This window comes from Alicycliphilus denitrificans (assembly GCF_044792555.1).
In the GTDB taxonomy this organism is placed as follows: domain Bacteria; phylum Pseudomonadota; class Gammaproteobacteria; order Burkholderiales; family Burkholderiaceae_C; genus Alicycliphilus; species Alicycliphilus denitrificans_A.
In genome coordinates, this window is record NZ_CP126238.1 from 2507694 (window position 1) to 2532771 (window position 25078).

The 25078-nt window shown below is 67.0% G+C and carries 24 protein-coding genes, 1 other RNA gene and 1 pseudogene; 8 read left to right on the forward strand and 18 right to left on the reverse strand.

What is annotated here, in order from left to right; genetic code table 11:
- Positions 1-2: 2 nt before the first annotated feature.
- Complete coding sequence (locus P7644_RS11940) at positions 3-818, reverse strand: DUF2189 domain-containing protein (protein ID WP_404299389.1); 816 nt, start codon at positions 816-818, stop codon at positions 3-5.
- A gap of 111 nt (positions 819-929) precedes the next feature.
- Positions 930-2156: a PLP-dependent transferase gene (locus P7644_RS11945; protein ID WP_404299391.1), complete on the reverse strand. Its 1227-nt coding sequence runs from the start codon at positions 2154-2156 to the stop codon at positions 930-932.
- 104 nt (positions 2157-2260) lie between these two features.
- Between P7644_RS11945 and P7644_RS11950 the strand changes: the two genes are divergently transcribed.
- The 3 genes from P7644_RS11950 to P7644_RS11960 all read left to right on the forward strand — a co-directional run bounded on the left by P7644_RS11950 (position 2261) and on the right by P7644_RS11960 (position 5682).
- Positions 2261-3937, forward strand: coding sequence for a SulP family inorganic anion transporter (locus P7644_RS11950; RefSeq protein WP_404299393.1), 1677 nt, complete (start codon positions 2261-2263; stop codon positions 3935-3937).
- Between the two features lie 91 nt (positions 3938-4028).
- Positions 4029-4802, forward strand: coding sequence for a GGDEF domain-containing protein (locus P7644_RS11955; RefSeq protein ID WP_404299395.1), 774 nt, complete (start codon positions 4029-4031; stop codon positions 4800-4802).
- A 10-nt stretch (positions 4803-4812) separates the two neighbouring features.
- Positions 4813-5682 carry a MinD/ParA family protein gene (locus P7644_RS11960; protein WP_404299397.1) on the forward strand — a complete coding sequence of 290 codons (870 nt, stop codon included), beginning with the start codon at positions 4813-4815 and terminating at the stop codon, positions 5680-5682.
- Positions 5683-5747: 65 nt separating this feature from the next.
- Here the strand turns inward: P7644_RS11960 and P7644_RS11965 are convergent, their stop codons facing one another.
- The 5 genes from P7644_RS11965 to P7644_RS11985 all read right to left on the reverse strand — a co-directional run bounded on the left by P7644_RS11965 (position 5748) and on the right by P7644_RS11985 (position 9934).
- Positions 5748-6686 (reverse strand): FHA domain-containing protein, encoded by a 939-nt coding sequence (locus tag P7644_RS11965; RefSeq protein WP_404299398.1) that lies wholly within the window; start codon positions 6684-6686, stop codon positions 5748-5750.
- Between the two features lie 278 nt (positions 6687-6964).
- Positions 6965-7936, reverse strand: a complete 972-nt coding sequence (locus P7644_RS11970; RefSeq protein ID WP_404299400.1) for an LD-carboxypeptidase — start codon at positions 7934-7936, stop codon at positions 6965-6967.
- The gene (gene tadA / locus P7644_RS11975) at positions 7929-9005 is read right to left on the reverse strand and encodes a tRNA adenosine(34) deaminase TadA (RefSeq protein WP_404299402.1); all 1077 of its coding nucleotides are present in this window, start codon (positions 9003-9005) and stop codon (positions 7929-7931) included. The genes P7644_RS11970 and tadA overlap by 8 nt, the downstream gene beginning before the upstream one ends.
- Positions 9006-9052: 47 nt before the next feature.
- On the reverse strand, positions 9053-9295 hold the full coding sequence (locus tag P7644_RS11980) for a hypothetical protein (RefSeq protein ID WP_404299404.1): 243 nt from the start codon (positions 9293-9295) through the stop codon (positions 9053-9055).
- A gap of 3 nt (positions 9296-9298) precedes the next feature.
- On the reverse strand, positions 9299-9934 hold the full coding sequence (locus P7644_RS11985) for an FMN-binding negative transcriptional regulator (RefSeq protein WP_404299406.1): 636 nt from the start codon (positions 9932-9934) through the stop codon (positions 9299-9301).
- Between the two features lie 91 nt (positions 9935-10025).
- On the opposite strand from P7644_RS11985, the gene P7644_RS11990 reads away from it, so the two are divergent.
- Together P7644_RS11990 and P7644_RS11995 are read left to right on the forward strand one after the other, a co-directional pair.
- Complete coding sequence (locus P7644_RS11990) at positions 10026-12017, forward strand: U32 family peptidase (protein WP_404299407.1); 1992 nt, start codon at positions 10026-10028, stop codon at positions 12015-12017.
- Between the two features lie 119 nt (positions 12018-12136).
- Complete coding sequence (locus P7644_RS11995; RefSeq protein ID WP_404299409.1) at positions 12137-13420, forward strand: O-acetylhomoserine aminocarboxypropyltransferase/cysteine synthase family protein; 1284 nt, start codon at positions 12137-12139, stop codon at positions 13418-13420.
- Positions 13421-13469: 49 nt separating this feature from the next.
- On the opposite strand, the gene egtB is transcribed toward P7644_RS11995, so the two are convergent.
- From egtB to P7644_RS12015, 4 genes are all read right to left on the reverse strand, one after another.
- Positions 13470-14690, reverse strand: coding sequence for an ergothioneine biosynthesis protein EgtB (gene egtB / locus P7644_RS12000; protein WP_404299411.1), 1221 nt, complete (start codon positions 14688-14690; stop codon positions 13470-13472).
- A gap of 24 nt (positions 14691-14714) precedes the next feature.
- On the reverse strand, positions 14715-15704 hold the full coding sequence (gene egtD, locus P7644_RS12005; protein WP_404299413.1) for an L-histidine N(alpha)-methyltransferase: 990 nt from the start codon (positions 15702-15704) through the stop codon (positions 14715-14717).
- Positions 15705-15785: 81 nt separating this feature from the next.
- The gene (locus P7644_RS12010; RefSeq protein WP_404299415.1) at positions 15786-16679 is read right to left on the reverse strand and encodes an NAD(P)-dependent oxidoreductase; all 894 of its coding nucleotides are present in this window, start codon (positions 16677-16679) and stop codon (positions 15786-15788) included.
- Between the two features lie 185 nt (positions 16680-16864).
- Positions 16865-17377, reverse strand: a complete 513-nt coding sequence (locus tag P7644_RS12015; RefSeq protein WP_404299417.1) for an OmpA family protein — start codon at positions 17375-17377, stop codon at positions 16865-16867.
- 62 nt (positions 17378-17439) lie between these two features.
- On the opposite strand from P7644_RS12015, the gene P7644_RS12020 reads away from it, so the two are divergent.
- Positions 17440-18033: a gamma-glutamylcyclotransferase gene (locus P7644_RS12020; protein ID WP_404299419.1), complete on the forward strand. Its 594-nt coding sequence runs from the start codon at positions 17440-17442 to the stop codon at positions 18031-18033.
- 20 nt (positions 18034-18053) lie between these two features.
- The gene (pdxH, locus tag P7644_RS12025) at positions 18054-18707 is read left to right on the forward strand and encodes a pyridoxamine 5'-phosphate oxidase (RefSeq protein WP_404299421.1); all 654 of its coding nucleotides are present in this window, start codon (positions 18054-18056) and stop codon (positions 18705-18707) included.
- A gap of 7 nt (positions 18708-18714) precedes the next feature.
- On the opposite strand, the gene chrA is transcribed toward pdxH, so the two are convergent.
- The 3 genes from chrA to P7644_RS12040 all read right to left on the reverse strand — a co-directional run bounded on the left by chrA (position 18715) and on the right by P7644_RS12040 (position 22725).
- On the reverse strand, positions 18715-19938 hold the full coding sequence (gene chrA, locus P7644_RS12030) for a chromate efflux transporter (RefSeq protein WP_404299423.1): 1224 nt from the start codon (positions 19936-19938) through the stop codon (positions 18715-18717).
- Positions 19939-20079: 141 nt separating this feature from the next.
- Positions 20080-22158: a TonB-dependent receptor domain-containing protein gene (locus tag P7644_RS12035; RefSeq protein WP_404299425.1), complete on the reverse strand. Its 2079-nt coding sequence runs from the start codon at positions 22156-22158 to the stop codon at positions 20080-20082.
- 213 nt (positions 22159-22371) lie between these two features.
- The gene (locus P7644_RS12040) at positions 22372-22725 is read right to left on the reverse strand and encodes a hypothetical protein (protein WP_404299427.1); all 354 of its coding nucleotides are present in this window, start codon (positions 22723-22725) and stop codon (positions 22372-22374) included.
- A gap of 143 nt (positions 22726-22868) precedes the next feature.
- Between P7644_RS12040 and P7644_RS12045 the strand changes: the two are divergent.
- A pseudogene (locus P7644_RS12045) lies at positions 22869-23242 on the forward strand (transposase); the annotation flags it as partial.
- Positions 23243-23567: 325 nt separating this feature from the next.
- On the opposite strand, the gene P7644_RS12050 reads toward P7644_RS12045, so the two are convergent.
- The 4 genes from P7644_RS12050 to ssrA all read right to left on the reverse strand — a co-directional run bounded on the left by P7644_RS12050 (position 23568) and on the right by ssrA (position 25069).
- Entirely contained in the window at positions 23568-23795 is a 228-nt protein-coding gene (locus P7644_RS12050; protein WP_404299429.1) for a hypothetical protein, read from the reverse strand.
- Between the two features lie 3 nt (positions 23796-23798).
- Complete coding sequence (locus tag P7644_RS12055; RefSeq protein ID WP_404299431.1) at positions 23799-24119, reverse strand: type II toxin-antitoxin system YafQ family toxin; 321 nt, start codon at positions 24117-24119, stop codon at positions 23799-23801.
- Complete coding sequence (locus P7644_RS12060) at positions 24091-24369, reverse strand: type II toxin-antitoxin system RelB/DinJ family antitoxin (RefSeq protein ID WP_114483913.1); 279 nt, start codon at positions 24367-24369, stop codon at positions 24091-24093. The genes P7644_RS12055 and P7644_RS12060 overlap by 29 nt, the downstream gene beginning before the upstream one ends.
- 323 nt (positions 24370-24692) lie before the next feature.
- Positions 24693-25069: a transfer-messenger RNA gene (gene ssrA, locus P7644_RS12065) on the reverse strand.
- Between the last annotated feature and the right edge of the window lie 9 nt (positions 25070-25078).

Here is a 25078-nt window from a genome sequence, read left to right on the forward strand (position 1 = left end):
CCTCAGCCAGCGCTCTGGACGCCAGGCTCCACCGGGCCAGGCGGAGCCACCGCTGCACGGTAGGCATGCCAGCTCGCATGCCCCAGTAGCGGCCCCACGACCAACAACCCTGCCCCCCATGCCAAGAGGGAGAGCGCCACCAGCAGCGTGATCAGCGCCCCCCACAGCAGCATCACACCGGGGTTTTCCAGCACCACGCGTATGCTGGCGATGCCGGCCGTGAGCGCATCCGTGTCACGATCCAGGATCATGGGAATGGACACCACCATGCTGGCAAACACCAGGGCTGCGAACACTCCACCCACCATCAGGTAGACGACGACGAACTGCCAGTTCTGCGGATTGAACACCGCCTGCACCACGCCCGTGGTGGAGGGCATGCCGGTGTTGAAGAACACGGCAAACACCACCAGCGACGCCCGCCCCCACAGCAGCTCCAGCACGATGAGCACCAACACCAGCATGGCCATGCTGGCTACATGGCGGTCCCAGCAAGTGATGGATGCCCCCAGATCGGGCGGCAGGCCCGCCTCGCGTCTGCGGCTGGTTTCATACAGCCCCATGGCCAGGAACGGCCCCACGAGCAGACAGCCGCTGGCCAGCGACATGGTGTATTCGGGCTGCGCGCGAAACACCCATCCCAGCACCAGCGCCATGCCCCAGAAGCACAGGCCATAAAACATCGCGATGCCCGGGGCTGCCAGCAGGTCGCGTACCCCGGTGGCAAGCCAGCGAAACGGATCCCTCCACCCCAGGGAGTTGAGCACCAGCGGCGAGGACGGCGGTGCGGAAGGAGTTGGCGCAGAGGAGTCGGTCATGGCGGCTGGTGCGGTGGCGCCACGACAGTGGCGTAGCCAGCACCATAGCCAGCCAGCCGCTTGGCGCACATCAAGGAAACTACCACCCCGCGCCCCATGATGGAGCGCCGCTCAGGCGAAGGCACGCTCCATGGCCTGGGCCAGATCCTGGCGCAGATCCTCCACCGCCTCCAGGCCCACCGAGAAACGCACCACCGTGCCGGCCTTGAGGTGCGGCGTGGCGCGCACGCGCATGCTCGCCAGGTCGTAGGGAACCACCAGGCTCATGGGACCACCCCAGCTGTAGCCCAGCTTGAACAGGCGCAGGCCGTCGCAGAATGCGTCCACCTGCTGGGGCGTGTGGCGCGCATCTATGACCACGCTGAACAGGCCGGCCGCGGCGCCATGGGGGCCGCCCGCGCTGCCGCACAGCGCGCGCCAGTGCTCATGACCGGGCGATCCGGGCAAGGCGGGGTGCAGAACCTGCGCCACCGGGCCCTGCATGCCCATCCATTGCGCCAAATCCCGTGCAGCCACGTCGTGTGCGCGGTAGCGCAGCGCCATGCTGGGAAGGGAGCGCAGCACGGCCTCGACGTCGTTCGCGCCCACGCCCAGGCCCAGGCGCATGTGGGTCAGCTTGACGCGCAGGTGCAGGGCTTCGTCGCGCGTGATGATGCTTCCCATGAGCACGTCACCACCACCGCTGGGGTACTTGGTGAGGGCATGCACGGAAATGTCCACCGCCAGCTGGCCATCGCCCGTCAGGTCGAAGGGCGCAAATGCCAGGCCTGCGCCCCAGGTGTTGTCCAGAACCGTGATCACGCCGCGCGCGCGGCAGATACGCACCTGTTCCAGCAGGTCGGGGAACTCCAGCGTCACCGACCCCGGCGCCTCCAGCCACACCAGCCGTGTCGCATCGGTGATCTTGGCTGCCAGATCCGCAGGATCCAGCGGGTCGTAGACGCGGTGCTGTATGCCGTAGTGGCGCAGCTCCACCTCGGCCAGGGCCTTGTTCGGACCGTAGGCGTTGTCCGGGATCAGAACCTCGTCCCCCTGGCGCAGCAAGGCCAGCGACACAGTGGCAATGGCCGCCAGGCCGCTGGGCACCAGCAGGCATTGCAAACCGCCCTCCAGGGTCGCCAGGCGCTCTTCCAGCTGGTAGGTGGTCGGCGTGCCGTGCAGGCCATAGGTGTAGCTGCTCTTGTCCTTCCACTCGCGCGCGCGCAACGCGGCCACGTTCGGGAAGATGACCGTGGAAGCCTTGTGCACCGCCGGCTGCGGCGCCTCGAAGCCCGCGGGCGGCGTGTAGTCGTGATGGATGAGTCGGGTCGCCAGGTCGGCGGTCGTTGTCTGAGTCATGTATTGATCTTAGAGCGTGTTTACGATTTTTTCATGGTGCCCGTTGCCCCGCAAAGGCGGCAGAACACACGATGCAGCAAGGCTGCGTATCGGACAATCGCCCCATGTCCACACCTTTGCTGCACCGCTGGTTCCCTTTTCTTGCCTGGCCACGCCCAACGGGCCAGCTCCTTCGGGGGGAATTCTGGGCCGGCATGACCGTAGGACTGATGCTGGTGCCCCAGGGCGTGGCCTATGCGGCGCTGGCAGGCATGCCGCTGGTGACGGGCATCTACGCCTCCCTGGTACCGGCACTGGTGGCAGTGCTCTGGAGTTCGTCCACCCGCCTGGGCGTGGGTCCCACGGCGCTCACCAGCCTGCTCATCGGCGCGTCACTGACCGGCATGGCGGAGCCCGGCAGCGCTCAGTGGGTCGCCCTGGCGGCGTGGATGGCCTTGCTGTCAGGCCTGCTGCAGCTGGTACTGGGCACGGTACGCTTTGGCTGGCTGCTCAATTTGGTGACATCGCCCGTGCTGGGTGGCTTCACCCAGGCCGCGGCGCTGCTGATACTGGCCTCGCAGCTGCCCGCGTTGCTGGGCCTGCGCTCAAGCTGGCATGCCCTGGCCGTGAGCCCGTCGCTGCAGCACTTCGATCTCACGGCCCTGGCCTTCGGCTTGGGCAGCTGGGCGTTTCTGGGGCTGCTCAAGCGCTGGCGCTCCGGTTTTCCGGCGGCCATCGTCTTGATTGCCCTGGCAGCCCTGATCAGTTGGGCTATGGGCTACGCCGATGCCCAGGGCGCGGTGATTGGCCACCTGCCCTCGGGCCTGCCGTCCGCATACTGGCCTGGCTGGCTGTCCTGGAATGAACTGGGCGCGCTGGTGATGCCGGTGCTGGTGGTAACCCTGGTCAGCTTCCTGGAAACGGCATCGAGCGCCAAGGTGGAGCATCAGCAGGGCGGTACACGCTGGAACGAGAACCAGGATCTGATTGCCCACGGCCTGGCCAAGATGAGCTCGGGCCTGTGCGGCAGCTTTGCCACCAGCGCCTCGTTCTCGCGCTCGGCCATCAACCTGTACGCGGGCGCCAAGACCGGCTGGGCGACGCTGTTTGCACTCGTGTTGGTGCTGGCAACGCTGCTATGGCTCACCCCTGCGCTCTACCATGTGCCGCAGTCGGTGCTGGCCGCAGTAGTGGTGACGGCCGTCACCAGCCTCATCAAGCCGCGCACCATGTTCAATTTGTGGCGCATCTCGCGCGTCGAAACCGTGATTGGCCTGGCGACCTTTGCCCTAACCCTGGCCACGGCGCCGCGCCTGTACTGGGGCGTGCTGGCGGGCATCGTGATGAACCTGAGCCACTTCCTGTTCCAGCGCCTGCACCCGCGCATCATCGAGGTCGGCCTGCACCCGGACGGCAGCCTGCGCGACCGCCACCTGTGGCAACTTCCACCTCTGGCGCCCCAGGTACTGGCACTGCGCATGGACGCGGAACTGGACTTCGCCTCCGCCAATGCACTGGAACGCCGCGTGGCCGACGAACTGGCCAGCCGGCCCGAAACACACCACCTGTGCCTGTTTGCGCTTTCCATCAACCGCATCGACGTGACGGGGGTGGAGACCTTTATGCGCCTGCGCGCCCTGTTGCAAAGCCACGGCGGGACCCTGCATGTGGCAGGTATCAAACTGCCCGTACAGCGCCGGCTGGAAAATGCCGGGGCCCTGGTGCATGGCCCGAACTTCGTCAGCTACCGCACCGACGCTGAGGCCATTGGCGCGCTCCAGCAGACCTTTTCCAAGCCATAAAATCTACGGGCAATGCGCGACAGCGACCGTATCCAAGCAGGCAGTGCCACAATCCAACTGCTACACTGAAACCAATTGATTCTTTCTTTTTGTGATTGATTCCGCGCCTTCTGCATCCATCCGACTGCGTGACCTACGCCTGGTCACCGCTCACGCGCTGGTGGCACAGTCTCAGGGCTCGGCGCAAGCCTTGCGCACGCAGACACCTCAGCAGTATCTGCAAAGCCTGATCGATGGGCTGTGCGAGCTCTCGCTCAAGGATTCCCTGACCGGCCTACCCAACCGCCGCCATGCAGGCGCCGTGCTTGAGCGCGAGATTGACCGCGTGGCCCGCTCCGGCGAGGCCGCATTGCTGCTGATGCTGGACATCGACCATTTCAAACGGGTCAATGACAACCATGGCCATCTGGCCGGCGACATCGTGCTGCAGTCGGTGGCGCGCACACTCGAAGCATGCGTGCGCCCCATGGACACCGTGGCCCGCTATGGCGGGGAAGAATTCGCCATCGTGCTTCCGGCATGCCAGTTCGGCTTTGGCCGCGTGGTTGCCGAGCGCATGCGCCGCACCATCGAATCCACGCCGATACGCATCTCTCCATCACTGACGCTGGACATCACCGTGAGCATTGGTGGCGCCTTTGCGCTGCAGTGGATTCGCAGCACCACCACGCTATGGATAGACCGCGCCGATGCCGAGCTGTACAAGGCCAAGCTCGCCGGGCGCAATCGTGTCTGCATTGAAGAGCAACCCGACAGCAGCGTCAGCGCAGAGGAGAAGAGTTTGCTGTTTGGCCCCCTATACACTCCATCGGGATGGGGCGATCTGCCCACACCACTAGAGCCATCCACAGGCAGCGCCCATTGAAAGTGAAGCAATGAACGACGCGCCACTCCCTCAACCGACAACCCCAGCAGCTGGCGCACCTGCCTCGGCAGGCGCCGCGACGCCCCCGATTACGGCTCCCGTGGATGCACGCATCATTGCCATCACCAGCGGCAAGGGTGGCGTAGGCAAGACCTTTTTATCGGCCAACCTGGCCGCCGCTCTTACGCGCCGCGGGCACCGCGTGCTGGTGCTGGACGCCGACTTGGGGCTTGCCAACCTGGACGTGGTACTGAACCTGCACCCCAAGGTCACGCTGCATGACGTGTTCACCGGCAAGGCGCAACTGGAGAATGCCGTCATCAAGGCTCCCGGCGGCTTTTCCGTGCTGCTGGCCGGCTCCGGCATGGTCGAGTATTCGCGCCTCACGCCGGAGGTACGCAACGAGCTCTACAACGTCATCCAGACCTTGGCCCCGCGCTTTGACGTGGTGCTGCTCGACACCGGGGCCGGCATCTCCGACGTGGTGCTGTTTTCCGTGTCGCTGGCCCAGGAGGTGCTGATCGTGGCCACGCCCGAGCCCACCTCGCTGACCGATGCCTATGCCGCCATCAAGGTGCTGGCCACCCAGCAAAAGCGCCAGCATGTGCGCCTGGTGGTCAATCAGGCCGCGCGCGCCGGCGATGGCCGCGCCATCACCGGTCAGTTGCAGCAGGTGCTAGACCGCTTCGTGACCACGGACTCGGGCCGTTCCATGCGGCTGATCCACATGGGAGACATTCCCGCCGACACCTCGGTGCGCGAGGCCGTCATGCGGCGCCAGTTGTTGATGCAGCAAATGCCCGGCTGCCCCGCCGCCTTGGCCGTGGCGCAGCTGGCCAACAAGATCGAGTCCACGCTGCTCAAGCCTGCGAGCCAGTGAGCGCGCCTGGCCGCATGAGGCTGCCGCTTGCGCACAGGCGGTAGCCTGCGGTGGCCATGATGGATTCAGCCCACGCGGATGCGAGCGTCGGCAACCTGAAAGCTGATGATGGGCGCGTTGCCCTCGGCAAAGGGCACGCCCAAGGCGATCTCCCCCATACCGTGCAACAGGCAATTTTCGCGGCGCAGCTGCACGGCAACGTCACTGCCCTCAAAACGCACCCAGGTGCCGAAACTGCTGAGGTCGGTGAGGACGAAGGCGCCCTGGCGCCATTGCACGCGCGCATGCACGCGTGAAACCCGTGGATCGGTCAGGCACAGGTCCGAATCCGGCGCACGCCCCAGCTGCACCGACGCCCCGGACGAAGCACGCAGCCGGCTGCCATCGGGTCCAAACAAGTGGATCTCCGCGGCAGCGGGACCGAGATCGTTGAGCTCACTCATCAGATCCGAGTGGGCTGTGTAGTCAGCCTCTTCGTCCTCACGCCATTCCACCTGATACATGACCTGTGGTTCGGCCTTGCCGCGCACCTCCAGATGTCCCAGGCGAATGAAGCTCACACCCGGTGTTGCATGCTGGCTGGCAACGACGGCCTGTGCCGCCCAGACCTCGGTTGCGCCCGCCAGGTCGCACAGGCGTGCCGCCAGGTTCACGGCATCGCCATAGCAGTCGCCATCGACCTCGACCACCTCGCCACTGGCCAGGCCGATGTGAATCTCCACGCGATGCGCCCGTGGCTGTGACTGGAGCCATTGGCGGTGTTCACGCATCAACGCGACCGACGCCGCCAAGGCTTGGCTCGGTTGCTCGAACACACCCAGCACACCGTCGCCCAGTTTCTTGACCACCCGTCCGCCATGCTTATGCACGCAGGCAGCGATGCCCCGTGTCAGCCATGCCACCAACGCCGCGGCCCGTTCATTGCCGAGCACCTCAAACAAGGCCGTGCTGCCGGCGATGTCTGCAAACACCACGGTTTTGCTGAAGTTCGTGCTTGGATACATGCCTATTCTTGCTGTTTGCAACCCCCTGCATCAAGGATGGTGAACGTGGATTGTTACAAAACACCCAGGGAATATCTTATGCAGCTTGGCTGCCCGAAGGGGCTAGAGCATTCCTGCATGGGAGCGATATTGACAAAATTTCACACAAGAGCCGCCGCCTGCCGTGCAGCGCAAGGAGCGGCAAGAAGACTCTGCCCTGCGTGGCACAGAATCTTTTGAGCAAAATAACGGCCAAACGCTTATCCATAAAGCGCAGAAAGCTCACTTAAAAATAGCAATCAATGCGCATGCCCCCAGTAAATCAGCGCATCGCGCCCCTCCACCGACAGCGACACCTCGGCCCCCACGGGCAGCAGCACCTTGGTCGGCACATGGCCGAACGGCAGGTTGGTGAGCACCGGGGCCTTGATCTGCGTGCGCAGCCAGTCCACGACGCTCTGCAGCTTGAAGCCCTTGTCGTGCGGCGCTAACTGGTAGCCGTTGAACTGGCCCAGCACCACGGCCTTTTGCTGGTGCAGGACGCCGGCGTGCAGCAGCTGGGTGAGCAGGCGCTCGATGCGGTAGGGATGTTCGCCCACGTCCTCCAGGAACAGCACGCCGCCCTGGAGCTGCGGGAAATACGGCGTGCCCAGCAGCGAGCACAGCACGGCCAGGTTGCCACCCCAGAGCGGCGCCTTCTTCAGATAGATGTCACGCACGGCGGGGCGGCCGTCGGCCAGGGGCTTTTCGGCGTGCATGCGCCAGCCGCTGCCCTCGCCGTGGCCGGTGAACAAGTCATCCAGGCAGGCGAGCATGATGTCGTCGGGCTCGCCCGCCACGCCCAGGTCGCCCACGAGCGCCGGACCGGCCCAGCTGGTGGCGCCGGTCTGGGCCAGCAGCGCCAGCTGCAAGGCCGTGAAGTCGCTCACACCCACGAAGCGCGTGCCGCGTGCCACGGCCTTGGCCAGGGCCTTGTACTTGATGCCCGGCAGGATGCGCGTGATGCCATAGCCGCCGCGGCTGATGAGCGCCACGTCGGCGCCGCTGGCGGCCGCACGGTGGATGGCGGCCAGGCGCGTGTCGTCGTCACCGGCAAAGCGCGTGTGGCTGGCCAGGGCGTCCGGGTCCACCTCGACCTCGTGGCCCATGGCCTGAAGGCGCTTGATGCCGCGGCGAAAGGCCGCCTTGTCGCGCACGGCGCCTGAAGGGGAATAGATGTAGATGTGCTTGGGGCCGTGATCGTGGCCGCAGTCGTCGAGGTGGTCATGCATAGCGGGCGAAGTATTCCATAGCGCAAAGAGCCGAGGCGGCGCTGGCGTCCCGCACGGTGAAGGCGGGGGCACCATCGTCCAGCATCCAGCGGGCCAGCGCGCGCGGCCCGGCGCGGTGGCCGGCATCGGGGAATGGCGCGCCGTCATCCACCACAGGCTCGAGCACGCGCAGCACGGGCGCATCCAGCAGCGGCAGCGGCGCGCCCGGCTGGGCCACCAGCACCACGCCCCGCAAGGCCAGCCGCTGCGCCAGTTCGGTCAGCACCTGCCGATGCCAGTCCAGCCGGTGCGCGCCCTCCTTCTTGGGCTTGTCGCTCCTGCCAAAGCCGATCAGGTCGGGCGCCACCACGCGGTGGCCCGCCTGCAGGAACACGGGCAGCATGTGCCGCCAGACCCGGCTCCACGCGGGACTGGCGTGCAGCAGCAGCCAGGTGCGCGGCGCATCCCGCGGGCCTTCGTCCAGATAGTGCAGGCGCAGGCCGGCCAGCGCGGGCAGATCGCTGACGTAGTGCGGCGCCCAGGGGTAGTCCGGCAAATTGGCAAACACGCTGTCGGGCGTGCGCAGCGCATCCTGGCGCAGCGGGTGGGCGGCCAGCTGCTGCGTGCGCTGGGCACGGCGGCGCGTGCGGAAAAAATCGCTGAGCAGCGCGCCGCATTCCTCGGCCAGCACGCCGCCCGTCACCTGGGTCTGGTGGTTGAGAAGCGGCTCGGCAAACAGGTTCACCACCGAACCCGCCGCACCGGTCTTGGGGTCGGCCGCGCCGTAGACCACGCGTGGCAGGCGCGCGTGCAGCATGGCGCCGCTGCACATGGCGCAGGGCTCCAGCGTGACGTAGAGCGTGCAGCCGTCGAGCCGATAGTTGGACAGCTGGCGCGCCGCGGCGCGCAGCACGGCCATCTCGGCATGCGCCGTGGGGTCGTGACCGGCTATTGGGGCGTTGCCCCCGGTGGCGATCACCTGGCCGCCGCGCACCAGCACGGCGCCCACGGGCACCTCACCCGCCTGCTGCGCGGCACGCGCCTGGGCCAGGGCCTCACGCATCCAATGGGCATCGTCGGGTTCACTCATGTTTCAATAGCTGCAACCGCTTATTCATGAAGCGTTTCAAGCATTTTTTATTGTGATTCATCGGGCATGGGGCGCGGCTGCTGCATGAGCGCCTCCACCTGCTGCCTGACCTGCTGCTGCACCTGTTGGCCTTGCGCGCGCACCGTGGGGGCCGCGCCGTCCGCGGGCACGGGCTGCTCCTGCACGGCGGGCGGCACGGCCGCGCGCGTGGCGCCCATCTGCCTCTTGGCCAGCACGGCCACAATGGCCAGGGCCAGCAGCAGGCCCACCAGACCGAATCCCATGCGCATGCGTCATTCCTCCCGCGGGTTGTCCGCCATGCCCAGCCGCTGCATCCACGCGGCCAGGGCGCGCTCGTCGGGCGTGCCTTCGCTGTAGCGCGCGTGCATGGCGGCGTGCGCCTCCTTGCGGTGCTGATTGAGCTTGAGCTTGCACTGCAGGCCGAGCACGCGCAGCTCAAAGGCCACGATGCCGGCCAGCATCTTGTGCGCAAACTCCTCGCCCAGCGCGCGCCATTGAGCGGCGTAGGCGCTCTCGTGGTCGCCGATCAGTGCCTTGAGCAGCGCGTCCTTGTCCTGCGCACCATCGATCAGCCTTGCCTGCACACGGCAGTGCACGGCCAGGTAGTTCCAGGTGGGCACGCGCGTCAGATCGGGGTAGACAGCGGGCGACATGTAGGCGTGCGGGCCCTGGAACGTGACCAGCGCCTCGGGGCGCGAGCACAGGTAGCGCCAGTGCGGGTTGGGACGCGCGCAGTGGCCCAGCAGCGCCAGTTCACCATCGCCGCGCTCGTCCACATGCAGCGGCATGGGGGTGACGAAGGGAAAGCCCTCGTCGTCGTTGCTGATCAGGCTGGCGAAGGGGTGCGCGCGCATCAACGCCAGGGCGTGGGCGCGATCCTTGGATTGGAACTGTGGCGGGAGATACATGGCGGATGGCTGGGCAAGGCAAGCGCTGACTGTAGCGGCGATTTCCCGGGTGTGAGCGCGCGCAAGGCCTGGCTGGGATAATTCGCCCCCTATGTCCCTCCTGCCCCACCAGCTCGAACTGCTTTCCCCCGCGCGCGACGCCGACATCGGCATCGAGGCCGTGAACCACGGCGCCGACGCCGTCTACATCGGCGGGCCGGCCTTCGGCGCGCGCGCCACCGCCGGCAACGACATCCGCGACCTGGAGCGGCTCATCGCCCACGCGCACCGCTTCAACAGCCGCATCTTCATCACGCTCAACACCATCCTGCGCGACGACGAGCTCGAAGACGCGCGCCGCATGGCCTGGCAGGTGTACGAGGCCGGGGCCGATGCGCTCATCATCCAGGACATGGGCCTGCTGGAGCTGGACCTGCCGCCGATCCAGCTGCACGCCAGCACCCAGACCGACATCCGCACGCCCGAGAAGGCGCGCTTCCTGCAGGACGCGGGCCTGTCGCAGATCGTGATCGCGCGCGAGCTGGATCTGCAGCAAATCCAGGCCATCCGCGCCGCGACCGACCCGGCGCGCACCACCATCGAGTTTTTCGTGCACGGCGCGCTGTGCGTGGCCTATTCGGGCCAGTGCTTCATCAGCCACGCCCACACCGGCCGCAGCGCCAACCGCGGCGACTGCAACCAGGCCTGCCGCCTGCCCTACGAGGTGCTGGACGGCGCGGGCCGCATCATCGCGCACGAAAAGCATGTGCTGTCGATGAAGGACAACAACCAGTCGGGCAACCTGCGCGCGCTCATCGACGCGGGCGTGCGCAGCTTCAAGATCGAGGGGCGCTACAAGGACCTGGGGTATGTGAAGAACATCACCGCCCACTACCGCAAGCTGCTCGACGAGATCATTGAGGAAGGCGAATTTGCACGCTCTTCGAGCGGCCGCACCACGTTCAGCTTCACGCCCGATCCCGACCAGAACTTCAACCGCGAGTTCACCGACTATTTCGTCAACGGCCGCAAGGATGACATCGGCGCCTTCGACACGCCGAAGACGCCGGGCCGCGCCATCGGCTGGATAACTCAAATTGGAAAAGGGCAAATCGGCGACAACTGGTTCGAGCTGGAGGTGAGCGACAAGGCCACCGAGCTGCACAACGGCGACGGCCTGTGCTACTACGACCTGCAAAAGGAACTGGTGGGCGTGCACATCAACCGCGCCGAATGCGTGGCGCCCAAGAAGGGCATCTGGCGCGTATTTCCCAAGGACGACATTGCCGGCTTCAAGGACTTGCGCAAGGGCCTGGAGGTCAACCGCAACCGCGACATGGACTGGGTGCGCACGCTGGACAAGAAGTCCAGCGAGCGGCGCATAGGCCTGTGGGCGCAGCTTGCCGAGACGGCCGACGGCTTTGCGCTCACGCTCACCGACGAGGACGGCTTCATCGGCAGCGCCGCCATCGTGCAGCCGCACCAGCCGGCCAGCGACGCCACCCGCGCCGAGGCCCAGCTGCGCGAGCAGCTTGGCCGCTTTGGCGCCACGGTCTTCGGCGTGCACGACATCGCCCTGACGCTGAGCCAGCCCTGGTTTGTGCCCGCCTCGGCCCTGAACCAGCTGCGCCGCGCGGCCGTGGCCGCGCTGGAGGACGCACGCGCCAAGGGCTTTGTGCGCCTGCAGCGCGCCCAGCCCGTGGAGCCGCCCGCGCCCTTCCCCGAGGACACCCTGACCTATCTGGCCAACGTCTACAACCACAAGGCGCATGACTTCTACGTGAAGCACGGCGTGAAGGTGATTGACGCGGCCTACGAAAGCAAGGAAGAAGAAGGCGAGGTCAGCCTGATGATCACCAAGCATTGCGTGCGCTACAGCATGAGCCTATGCCCCAAGCAGGCCAAGGGCGTAATCGGCGTCAAGGGCACCATCAAGGCCGAGCCGCTGCAGCTGATCAATGGCAAGGAAAAGCTCAAACTGGTGTTCGACTGCAAGCCCTGCGAGATGCATGTGGTGGGCCGGATGAAAAAGTCCGTCATCCAGCAGCACCAGCGCGAGATGCAGGAAAGGCCGCTGCAGTTCTACCGCACGCGGCCGGTGTAGGCCCGCACCGCCCGGCGTCATCGCGGCCGTGGATTCCCGCCTTCGCGGGAATGACGAAGATTGGCCTTTGCTTGACCGACAATGGCCGGTTGTAACAACCCAACCAAAGGAAGACACCGATGCGCATCGAAACCCTGGCCGTCCACGCCGGCTACTCGCCCGACCCGACCACCAAGTCCGTCGCCGTGCCCATCTACCAGACCGTGGCCTACGCCTTCGACAGCGCGCAGCACGGCGCCGACCTGTTTGACCTGAAGGTGCCGGGCAACATCTACACGCGCATCATGAACCCCACCACCGACGTGCTGGAAAAGCGCGTCGCGGCCCTGGAAGGCGGCATCGCCGCGGTGGCCGTGGCCTCGGGCATGGCGGCCATCACCTACGCCATCCAGGCCATTGCCGAGGCTGGCGACAACATCGTCAGCGCCAGCACCCTGTACGGCGGCACCTACAACCTGTTCGCCCACACCTTCCCGCAGCAGGGCATCGAGGTGCGCTTTGCCGACCCGCGCGACCCGGCCAGCTTCGGCAAGCTGATCGATGCGCGCACCAAGGCGGTGTTCTGCGAGTCCATCGGCAACCCGCTGGGCAATGTGACCGACATCCGGGCCCTGGCCGACGTGGCCCATGCCCACGGCGTGCCGCTGATCGTGGACAACACCGTGCCCAGCCCCTACCTGCTGCGCCCCATCGAGCATGGCGCCGACATCGTGGTGCACGCCCTGACCAAGTACCTGGCCGGCCACGGCAACAGCATGGGCGGCGCCGTCGTCGACAGCGGCAAGTTCCCCTGGGCGGAACATAAAGAGCGCTTCAAGCGCCTGAACGAGCCCGACGTGAGCTACCACGGCGTGGTCTACACCGAGGCCCTAGGCCCTGCCGCCTACATCGGCCGCGTGCGCGTGGTGCCGCTGCGCAACACGGGCGCGGCCATCTCGCCGCACAACGCCTTCCTGATCCTGCAGGGCATAGAGACGCTGGCCCTGCGCATGGACCGCATCTGCGAAAACACGCTGGCGCTGGCCCACTACCTGCAGACCCACCCCAAGGTGGAATGGGTGCGCTACGCCGGCCTGCCGGAGCACCCGGACCACGCGCTGGTGCAGCGCCAGCTGGGCGGCCGCGCCTCGGGCATCCTGTCGTTCAGCCTGAAGCAGGACGGCGGCGACCCGCGCGCCGCCGGTGCGCGCTTCCTGGATGCGCTCAAGCTGTTCACGCGCCTGGTGAACATCGGCGACGCCAAGTCGCTGGCCACGCACCCGGCCTCCACCACGCACCGCCAGCTCAATGCCGCGGAACTGGCCCAGGCCGGCGTGACCGAGGGCATGGTGCGCCTGTCCATTGGCATCGAGCACATCGACGACCTGCGCGCCGATCTGGCGCAGGCGCTGGACGCGGTTTGAGCGATTTTGGGCTCTAGCGCTTGTCCCGCAAGCGCTGGCAGCTATCGTTTCAAGAGTCGCGCGCCAGCCTCAGCCCCGTGAACTGCCAGCGCGCCGCGGCCGGGAAAAAGTTGCGGTAGCTGGCGCGCGCATGACCTGCCGGCGTGGCGCAGGAGCTACCGCGCAGCACATACTGGTTCACCATGAACTTACCGTTGTATTCGCCCACCGCGCCCGGCGCGGGGGCGAAGCCGGGGTATGGCGCGTAGCTGGACTGGGTCCACTGCCAGAGCACGCCAAACATCTGTTGTAGTCCGTCACCCTCGTCGGCGCTGGCAGTCTCCCACTCGGCCTCGGTGGGCAGGCGCGCACCGGCCCAGCGCGCGTAGGCATCGGCCTCGTAGTACGACAGATGCGCCACGGCCTGGTGCGGCGCCAATGGTTGCGCCCCTGCCAGTGTGAATTCGCGCCAGTCCTGCCCCTGCTGGCGCCAATACAAGGGGTGGGCAAGCTGCTGCGCGCGGCACCAGTCCCAGCCCTCGGCCAGCCAGTGCGCGGGCTCGTCGTAGCCGCCCTCGGCCATGAAGGCCAGGTACTCGGCATTCGTGACCAGACGCGTTGCCAGCGCGTAGGGCTGCAGGTAAACGCTGTGGCGCGGCAGCTCGTTGTCGAACGCAAAGTCCGCTCCCTGGTGGCCGATCTGCACCAGACCGCCCCGACAATTGCGCCAGCCGCCGGCGCCCACGGCACCGCCGTCCGGTAGCGCGGGCTCCTCGTGGTACGCGGGCCATAGCGGGTTGCACCACAGCAGGTGCTTGATATCGGTGAGGATCAATTCCTGGTGCTGCTGCTCGTGCTGCAGGCCCAGCTCCAGCAGCGCCGCCACCTCGGCCGACAGACCGCCCTGGGCCAGCAGACGCTGCATGCGCGCGTCCACCTCGGCGCGATAGGCCTGCACCGTGGCCAGCGACGGCCGCGTCAGCAGGCCGCGCTGCGGGCGTGGATGCTGGCGCCCCACGCCCTGGTAGTACGAGTTGAACAGTACGCGGAACGCCGGATCGAAGGGCCTGAACCCGCTCTCATGCCTCTCCAAAATAAAGGTCTCAAAGAACCAGCTGGTATGGGCCAGGTGCCATTTGGCGGGGCTGGCGTCGGGCATGGACTGCACGCAGCAGTCCTCGGCCGACAGCGGCCGGGCCAGGGCCTCGGTGGCGGCGCGCACGGCCGCATAGCGGTGCGCGACATCCGCGCATTGGGCGGCGGGTGAGGACGCAAGGGGGTGCTGGCGCATGGCAAGGCTCCTTCTGGCGCATGCTCAGGCACGCGCATGCACCACGGCATACCAGCCGCGCGCATCCGTCCAACTCTGCACGCTGGCAAAGCCCGCCTGGCGCAGCAGCGCGGTGAAGGCCGGCAATGGGTGCTTGTAGCTGTTTTCGGTATGGATGCGCTCGCCGGCCGCAAAGTCGCGCCCGCCGCCCGTCCAGCGCACGCGCTGCGCTGCGCGGGCCTGCAGGTGCATCTCGATGCGCGAGGCGGCCTGGTTGAAGAGCGCCAGGTGCTGCCATTGCCGCGGATCGAAATCGCTGCCGATCAGGCGGTTCAGGTGCACGAGCACGTTGCGGTTGAAGGCGGCGGTGACGCCCGCCGCATCGTCATAGGCCGCCTCCAGCATGGCCCTGTCCTTTGGCAGGTCGATGCCGATCAAGAGAGCGCCTCCCTCCAGCGCCAGCGCACGCATCTGCACCAGCAGCGCCAGGGCCTGCAGCGGGTCGAAATTACCGATGGACGAGCCGGGGTAGAACACCAGGCGCCGCTGGCGCGGAATATCCGGCGGCAATTGCAGGCCGGCGGTGATGTCGCCAGCCACCGCCCGCGCATCCACCCCCGGCAGCGCCATGCGCAGGCGCTCAATGGCGCCCCGCAGGTAGTCTGCCGAAATATCCACCCCGACAAAATGCGTGGCCCGCAGCCTGCGGCACAGGGCCTGGGCCTTCACGCAGCTGCCGGCACCGGGCTCTATGACCACGCGGCCCGTCCCCACGGCCTCGGCAATGGCGCCGCCATGGCGGCGCATCAGCGCCCGTTCGGTGCGTGTGAGGTAGTACTCGGGCAGGCGGGTGATGGCCTCGAACAACTCGGAACCGCGCTGGTCATAGAAATACTTGGGCGAGATGCTGGCCTGCGGCGCCAGCAGGGCTCCCGTGATCTCGCGCCAACGCGCCAGGGGCTGCAGGTGCAGCGCGGCGGGGCTTGCGGGTAGTTGCGCACCGGGCAACTGACGGGAGGGAATGGCAACAGACATAGCATCGCAGCGTAGGACGGCGCCCCCCGGCTGCGGGTAGGACGGCTGCGCAAATTTGCCTGCCACCTCCTGCCTTGGTCGCTAGCCCGGCAGTCGTGTTTTTGCACGCAAAAGGTGCACCAGCTCCGGCACCAGCCTCTGCGGCCCACCCTCGGCCACGGCTTGGTCAAAGGTGTCGAGCACGGCCTGGGCTATGCCATGGGCTGCGCCAGCGTCTTGCGCCATGGTGGTGTAGTAGTCCATGTCCTTGAGCGCGTTGGACATGAAAAAGTGCAAGCCGCTCGGGTCCTGCTGCAGCAAATAGGGCCGCAGGCGCTCCAGCGCCACGCCACCGCCGCCGCCCTTGGCGAGCACGTCAACCAACACCTGCGGCGCCACGTCCCCTGCCAGGGCGCAGGCCGCGGCCTCGGCGATCAGGGCCACGCTGCCCAGCGACACGTAGTTGTGCAGCAGCTTCATGCGGTGGCCGCTGCCCACGGCGCCGGTGTGGGTGATGTTCTCGGCAAAGCATTGCAGCAGCGGCAGGCATTCCTGCAGCAGCTGCGTGTCGCCGCCCACGAGCAGGTTCAGGCGCCCTTCGGCGGCCTCCCTGGGAGTGCGCGTCATGGGTGCATCCAGGAAGCGCCCACCAACCTCGGCAACCGCGCGCGCCACCGTTTCGGTGGATCCGGGAAGGGCCGTGGAGCAGTCGATCACCACCGTGCCGGGCTGCAGTGCGGCGAGAGCCCCCTGCTCGCCCAGCAACACGGCCTCCACCTGGGGCGAGCCAGTCACGCACAGGATAAGCACCTGCACCCGACGCGCCAGGTCCTGCACCGATGCCGCCGTACCCACGCCCAAGGCGCGCAGTTCGTCCAAGGGCTGGTTGCCGGGGTGCTCCAGCATCGTCAAGGCATGGCCCTTGCGGGCGATGTTCAGTGCAATGCCATGGCCCATCAGGCCGACGCCGACCAAGCCGATGCGGGGAGTGTTCATGGATGGCTCTTTCGCATTGAAGAAAGCTCTTGTCTCCCCTATTCTCAAGCCCGCACCACAGGCTTCTGCCCATGGCAACCCCCCATTGCGATGCCCCACCCCTCAGCGCTGCACTTTGCTTGCCGTGATCGGGTCGGAAAAAACCCGGCACTGCCGGGTTTCCTGCATGGCGGGTATGCAGACGCTCAGGGCGCCAGCACCACCTCCACGCGGCGCGCCTCGGCATTGCTGCCGCTGCCTTGCGTGGCTTCGGGCTTCTTGAGCTCGACCTTGTCTTCGGGCACGCCCAGGGCCTTCAGGGCATCGCCCACGGCCAGGGCGCGTTGCTTGGCCAGCTCGGCATTCAGCGCGGCGTCGCCCGTGGCGTCGTGAAAGCCCGAGACCACGGCCATCTTGCCGCCTTCCAGCACGCCCTTGACCACCTCTGCCAGGGCATCGTTGGCGCCGGCGGCCAGTTCGGCCTTGCCGGTGGCAAAGAAGAACTTCACCACGCCGCCTTCGACCACCACGCTGGCGGCATCCTCGGCCACGGCCGCAGGGGCTGCGGCAGCAGCTGGCGCCTTCGCCGGCGCATGGGCCAGGCCGCGCTTGTAGACCACGACACCCACGACGATGGAGACCACCAGCGCAATCAGGGCAAAAAGGAACCCGAGTGCGAAGCGTTGCTGGCTATCGTCGTCGGAACTGCTGAAGGACATGGTGGAAACTCCCGTGAATAATGGGTGTATTGGACAAAACCCGACGATTGTAGAGTCTTGACATGTCGCCGCTTACCACCCCCCTGCGTGATCCCGCACCCATGCTGGAGCGCACGCTCGATGAATGGGGCGGCCGCAGCGATCTGTGGATTTATGGCTACGGCTCGCTCATCTGGCGCCCCGACTTTGACTTTGCCGAGCGCCGCGCCGCCAGGGTGCACGGCTGGCACCGGGCGCTCAAGATGTGGAGCCGCGTCAACCGCGGCACGCCCGAATGCCCGGGCCTGGTATTTGGCATGCTGCCCGGCGGCAGCTGCCGCGGCATGGTGTTTCGCGTGCCGCAGGGCGATGCGCGCCAGGTCCTGCTCAACCTGTGGCAGCGCGAAATGGTGCTGGGCGTGTACGACCCGCGCTGGCTAGCCTGCCAGACGCCCGAGGGCGCAGTGCGCGCCCTCGCCTTCACCCTGTCGCGTAAGAGCCCCAGCCATACGGGCGTGCTGGCGGATGAGGAATACCGGCGCATATTTGCCCAGGCCAGGGGCATTTACGGGAGCACGCGCGACTATGCCGAGGCCACGCAGGCAGAGCTGTTGCGCCTGGGTATCCGTGACCGCGCACTGGCACGCCTGATCGCCCTGTCCAAGGACAGCGATTGAGCGCGGGCACAATCGAAAGCATGAGCAAAAGCACCCTCTCCTCCTCCATCGCCGACCTGCGCAAGAGCTACGAGCGCGCCGAACTCGGCGAAGATGCCTCCCATCCCGACCCCCTGCAGCAGTTTGACCTATGGCTGCATGAGGCCGTGAACGCCCGGGTGGCCGAGCCCAATGCCATGACCGTAGCCACCGTGGGCAGCGACCTGCGTCCGAGCACGCGCGTGGTGCTCATCAAGGGCTACGACGCACGGGGCATCGTCTGGTACACCAACTACGACAGCCGCAAGGGCCGCCAACTGGCCGGCAACCCCTATGCCGCGCTGCAGTTCCACTGGGTGGAGCTTGAGCGCGTGGTGCGCATCGAAGGCATCGTGGAGAAGGTGAGCGACGAGGAAAGCGACGAGTATTTCCACAGCCGCCCGCTGGATTCGCGCATCGGTGCCTGGGCCAGCCCGCAAAGCCAGGTGATCACCAGCCGCGGCGTGCTGGTGGCCAACGCTGCCAAGTATGGCGCGCAGTTCCTGCTCAAGCCGCCGCGCCCGCCGCACTGGGGCGGCTATCGCCTCAAGCCCGACCAATGGGAGTTCTGGCAGGGCCGCAAGAGCCGCCTGCACGACCGGCTGCGCTACCGGGCGGACGGCGAGGGCTGGGCGCGCGAACGCCTCGCTCCTTAAACGCCGGCTACAGCCACAGCCCCGCCAGCCCGCACAGCGGCACCACCAGCCAGGGCGGCAGGCGCGCCCACTGCAGCGCCGCCAGGGCCGCCAGCGCCAGCGCGAGGTCTGCCGGGGCGTGGATGGTGCTGGTCCAAACCGGGTGGTAGAGCGCGGCCAGCAGCAAGCCGACCACGGCCGCATTCACGCCCGACAGCGCCGCGCGGGCGCGGGCGTCGTGGCGCAGGCGCTCCCAGAACGGCAGGGCACCCACCACCAGCAAAAAAGCCGGCAGGAAGATGGCCAGCAGGCACACCACGGCCCCCAGCCAGCCGCCCGCGCCGTGGCGCGCCGCCGCGCCCAGGAAGGACGCGAAGGTAAAGAGCGGGCCCGGCACCGCCTGCGCCAGACCGTAGCCAGCCAGGAAATCGTCCGCCGCCACCCAGCCGGGCGCCACCAGCTCGGCCTGCAGCAGCGGCAGCACCACATGGCCGCCGCCAAACACCAGGGCGCCGGCGCGGTAGAACGCATCGGTCAGCACCAGCCAGGGCTGCGGCCAGGTGCGCGCGGCCAGCGGCAGCAGCACCAGCAGCGCTGCAAACACCGCCAGCAAGAGCGCACCCGTGCGCGCCCGCATGCCCGTGGGCCTATCGTGCACAGGCGCCAGCGGCACGCCGCCGCCCCGCCCCCACAGGGCCAGCCCGGCCAGGGCGGCCAGCAGCATGGCGCCAACCTGCCCCGCCACGCCCGGCCACAGCAGCACCAGGGCACAGGCCAAGGCCATCAGCAGCAGCCGCTCCCATCCCCGGCACAGGCTGCGCGCCATGCCCCACACCGCCTGGGCCACCACGGCCACGGCCGCGATCTTCAGCCCGCCGAGCACGCCCGCGGGCACCAGAGCCTGGCCCGCCACCAGGCCCAGGCCCAGCAGCGCCATGGCCAGGGCCGATGGCAACGTGAAGCCCAGCCAGGCCGCCAGCGCGCCCGGCATGCCGGCCTGGCGCAGGCCCAGCGCCATGCCCACCTGACTGCTGGCCGGGCCGGGCAAGAACTGGCACAGCGCCACCAGGTCGGCATAGGCATGCTCGTCAAGCCAGCGGCGGCGCGCGACAAACTCCTGGCGGAAAAAGCCCAGGTGCGCCACGGGCCCGCCAAACGAAGTCAGGCCCAGGCGCAGGAAGATGACAAACACCTGCCATGCGCTACTGCGGCTGGCGGCCATGGGGTCTGCGGGGATCGGGCGGTGGTGCATGCTGGCGGTGAGTATCGCCGCTGATACTCTCCCGCCGTGTCATTCCGTTTCCAAATCATTCGTGTCTAGGCGCGAAGCCGCAGACAGTGCTATAGCACGGCAAGGCGAAGCAACAACGACACGGATGGTTTGGAAGTGGAATCAGAACGACACGCGCATGCCGAGCGTGAAGTTGCGCCCGGCCAGCGGCGCCGCGTCCTTGATGAACGAGGTGTGGGCATAGGCCAGGCGGTTGGTCAGGTTGCGCGCCTTCAGGTACAGCTGCCAGGGCATGCCGCCGCGGGTCAGGCCGTTGTAGGCCAGGCCCAGGTGCAGCATGCCGTAGCCGCGGGTGGGGCTCTCGAACTGCGCCACGCGGTTCTGGCGCGCCACCTGCACCCATTCCACCTGACCTTCCCAGGACTGCCAGTTGGCGTCCAGGCGCAGGCCGGCCCGCATGGGCGCGATGCGCGGCAGCAGGCCGCCGCCGTCTAGGCGCGCGCGCACGCTGTCGCCGAACAGCGTCACGCCCAGGCGGGGCGTGAGGCGCTGGCGCACGCGGCCTTCGATGCCGGTAAAGGTGGCGTCCGCCTGGGCGTACTGCAGCAGCTGCAGGCCGTCGTGCTCGTCGAGCGTGCGGCCGTAGATGTAGTGGTGGATGCGGTTGCGGAACACGCTCACGTCGAAGGTGGTGTCGCCGCTGGTCTTGCGCAGGCTCAGGTCGATGTTGCGCGAGGCCTCCGCGCGCAGGCCGGCATCGCCGCGCTCGTAGGTGGAGGTGGCCATGTGCAGGCCGCGCGCGTACAGCTCCTCGGCCGTGGGCGCGCGGCTGGCGCGCGTGAGGCTGGCGCCCGCCGCGTAGCCGGGCGCGAAGCGCCAGACGGCACCCAACGACGCCGAGGTGCCGTTGTGGCTACGCCGGTCCGTGCCGTCCTCCAGCTCGGCCGTCTGCCGGTCGTGGCGCAGCGCGGCCTCAATCCTCCAGTCACCGTGCCAGTCGCCGATGCGGTATTCCTCCAGCGCGAAGACGCCCCACTGGCGCGTGCGCGTGGGCTGCACATAGGCCTCCTCGCCCACGGCGCTGAACCTGCGCTGCGCGGTCTGCACGCCGAACATGCCGCGCAGGCCCGCAACGGGCGCGTGCTGCAGCTCCACGCGCAGGTCGTGCGCCTTGTTCCTGAAGGTGGTGGCGATGACGCCGTCCTCCACCTCGTCGTGCCGGTAGTCCGTCACGCCGCCTCGCAGGCGCAGCGCGGTGAAGCCGGCAAACGGGTCGCGCAGCTCGCCGCGCAGGTCCATACGCTCGCTGCGCAGGTCCACCACCGGCACGTCGCCATGGTCGTGGTTGTGGTCATGGTCGTCGTCGTGGTCGTGGCCGTCGTGGCTGCCGCAGTGCAGGTGGTCGCCATGGGTGTGGCAATCCTCGAAGCCGTGGTTGTGGCCCGGCAGGCCGTACTTGGCGTTCTGACGCGTGAGTGCCATGCCCAGGTAGCCGCGGCTGCCCACCCACGACAGGCCCACGCTGCCCGTGTCGGTGCGGTTGAAGCTGCCGGGCACGCGGCTGCCGCCGGCCCAGCCGCTGCCCACGCGGTAGTCGCCCGCGTCGCGCCCCGCGGCCTCCACGTGCACAGCCACATTACCGGCGCCGCCGGTCAGTGCCACGGCACCGGCCTTCTCGCGCGCGGCGCTGCCGGCGCGCAGCTCGGCGCTGCCCTCGTAGCCCTTGTCCGGGATGGCTGTGGGCACCTTGCCGTCCAGCACATTGATCACGCCGCCGACGGCGCCCGCACCGTAGACCAGGGCCGACGGGCCGCGCAGCACCTCGACCTGCGTGGCCAGCAGCGGCTCGGAGACCACGGCGTGGTCCGGGCTGACGGTGGAGGCGTCCTGCAGCTGCGAGCCGTCGGACAGCACGCGCACGCGCGCGCCGTCCATGCCGCGGATCACGGGGCGGCTGGCGCCCGCGCCGAAGTGGCTGCCGGTGATGCCGGGCTCGCCCTCCAGGGTCTCGCCCAGCGTGGCCCCGCGCCGGTGCACCAGTTCGTCGCCCTCCAGCACAGAGACGGGCTGGGTCATCTCGGACGCACCCAGTTGCAGGCCGCTGGAGGACACGGTGACCTCGGGCAGGCTGGACTCGGCCTGCGCCCAAGCGGGTGCGACGCCGGCCAGGCACAGCAGTGCGGCCCAGGCCAGCGGATGGCGCACGCCCGGTGCACGGAAAGAGGATGGAAAGGAATACATGGATAAGTTCGTTCAAAAAGGCGGCAGGCGCGCAAGCACGGGCCGCGCGTGGCCGCACTGAAATTTCAATGAAAAGTGCATATAACGCTTATGAAGAAAGCGTTAGTAGCTATCAAAATAGTATTTATTGACAAGCCCTCCCAGACGCCTTCCCCCCTCTGGGGAAAGGCTGGGATGAGGGCTGGTGCCCCGGCACCCTGCCGGCAGCAAGGCTCAGGCGCCCAGTGGCGGGGCGCGTGCGTGAAACGGCGCCGCGCCGCCCGTGCCAGGTGCGGGCACGGGTGTGCCAGCGGGCGGCAACTGCGGCTGTGCCTGCAGCAGCGCCGGTGCTTGGCCGAGCGCCGCGCCCACCAGCGTCTGCTGGTCCAGCACCTGGCAGTCTGCATTGCCATGGCCGGCAAACAGGGCATGCAGCACGTCGAGCGCCTGCCGCTCCGCCCCATGCGCATGCACCTGGAGTGCCGCGCCGCCGGGCAGATGCAGCACCTGGTGCATGCGGCCCAGCGTAGGCCCGAGCACCAGCGCCAGCAGCAACCAAGCCAGCGCCAGGCGGCGGCTCAGAGGCAAGGCGTGAAGGTACGGTGAGCGCGGCATGGCGAACGGGAGTGAGATAAAGAAAGAGTGAGAGACGCGATAAATGGGGATTATGACCTTGCCCTCGAAAAACGTATCCCTTGCTGAGTGTTTCAATACAAGCAAGGAAGACGTAAATGATGAAGACGACGAGAGCGCGCTACACGCTCGAATTCAAGCAGGAGGCGGTGCGGCTGGTCGCTGGTGGCCAGAGCATCGCGGCGGCGCGCACATTGGGCATGGTCGAGCAAACGCTGTTCAACTGGGTCAAGGCGCGGCGCGAAGGCAAGCTCAGTGGTGCTGACAGCAAGGCTGTGAGTGCCGAGCAGATGGAGATCAGCCGGCTGCGTGCGGAACTGGCGCGCGTGAAGATGGAGCGTGACATCCTGGAAAAAACGACGGCGTACCTCGCGAAAGCGCAGCGGTGAAGTACGCCTTCGTCCAACGCCACCGACGCGTGTGGCCGATCTCGGTGCAATGCTGGGTGCTGCGGATCAGCGTGGCGGGATGGGGCGGTCAAGTCGCAGGGCAAGGTCGCCAGCCAGATCGACCAGCCCTTGCTGGTGGCGCTGACGCGGGCCTTCTTCTATTGGCAGCAGTTGCTCGACGATGGGGTGGTCGGCAGTGGCAGTGAGACCGCCCAGCGCGAAGGCCTGCTACCACTCGACGGTCAACGAGCTGCTGCGCCTGACCCTGCTGGAGCCTGCCATCATCCAGAGCATCTTAGCTGGCCAGCAGCCCAAATGTATGTGTTTGCTGTGGTTCCAGCGGAATCCGCTGCCGACCGACTGGGTGGGGCAACGGGAGGTGGTAGCGGGGTTTGATGCCTGATCGGCTTACGAGCCCTCGATGACCCGTGCTACATCACCATGGCATTCGGCGCACTTGCCCACCAGCAGCAAGTCGCCGCCCTTGATGGTGCCGGTGAAGTTGGTGATGGTCGTTTCGTGACGACACTGGCCGCACCAGACGTTGGACAACAGGCGCTGGCGGATGTCGGCGGGGATCGACTCCCAGCGCTGGCGGGCTGGCTTGGTGAAAGCGGGCAGTGATTCAATCGCCACGGATCACTCCTCGAATAATTCAGCGTGCGTGCCAGCCCGCACAAAGATGATATCGTTGGCATCCAGACGGTAAATGAGCAGGAAGTCGCCGCCGATGTGACATTCGCGGTGATCGGCCCAATCGCCCTTGAGCGGGTGGTCCAGCCATTCCGGGCCCAGCGGCGCATCGTTGCCAATGAGCAGTAGCATCGCCTCCTTCAGGCGCTTCAGGTCGTATCGGCCTGAGCGCGAGAGGCGTTCCCAGTCTTTGAGGAAAGTCTTGGTGTAGTCGCACGCCCTGGGCGGCGCTGCCCGCTTACTGCTGGCGGGCTTTTTCGAGGTCATCGATCAGGGCGTCGGCAGAGTCAAAACGGGTGGTGCGCGCCTTGGCCATGGCGCGGGCTTCTTCCATCGCAGCACGGGTCTGGGCGTTGGGCACCTTCAACTCCAGCGGGAACGCTTGGTCATTGACCACGCGCTTGAGCAGGATGCGAACAGCGTCGGACACCGACAGCCCCATGGCTGCGAGCGCCTCGCTGGCTTGCGTCTTGATTTCGTCGTCCACTCGGACGTGAAGCATCGTGGAATGGGCCATGGTCAGATTCTCCGTTTCCACAATTATGTATCTCGTTTGCGATACGGTCAAGCAACCGCTGACGATGCTCTGGTGGCGTTCGATGTCTGACCAGTGGCCTTGGTTGACAGCGAACCGGCGCGCGTAAGTTGTTGATTTTTATAAACCTCCATCTGCGCCTACCCGCAGGCCAAACGGAGAATAGAGACGACTCTGGTGGAGAAAGTGGCCGATTTCGGGCGTTTCGGCAGGTGGCCGCCCGCAGCAATGACAGCCGGAACCCCGCGTGGCGCGGGGATTTCAGGCAAGAAAAAGGGCCCGGAGACTATCCGAGCCCTTGTATATGGTGGAGCTGGCGGGAATTGAACCCGCGTCCGCAAGCCTTCATCGGACAGATCTACATGTTTAGCGGTCTGTTTTGGATCTCACCCGGAAGAACGCGCAGCCGCACGCTTTATTCCAAGCCAGTACCCTTGTTTCTCGCCTAGTGCCAAGGTACCCGACACCAAGCCAGCTGATGTGAATTCCCTTGCAGCCGGGAGGCCTTGCGACCCCCTTGCCCAGCCCATCAGCGTGCTGTTGCAAGGCTCACCGGATTAAGCGGCGAGTGCGAAACGTTCGTCGTTTGCAGTTAGTTTTTTGAATGCAGATTTACGAGCACCACTCAAGCTCGACATGCACCGCGCCGACTCCGAACCCACGTCGAAACCAGGACAGCCCCTCAAACACT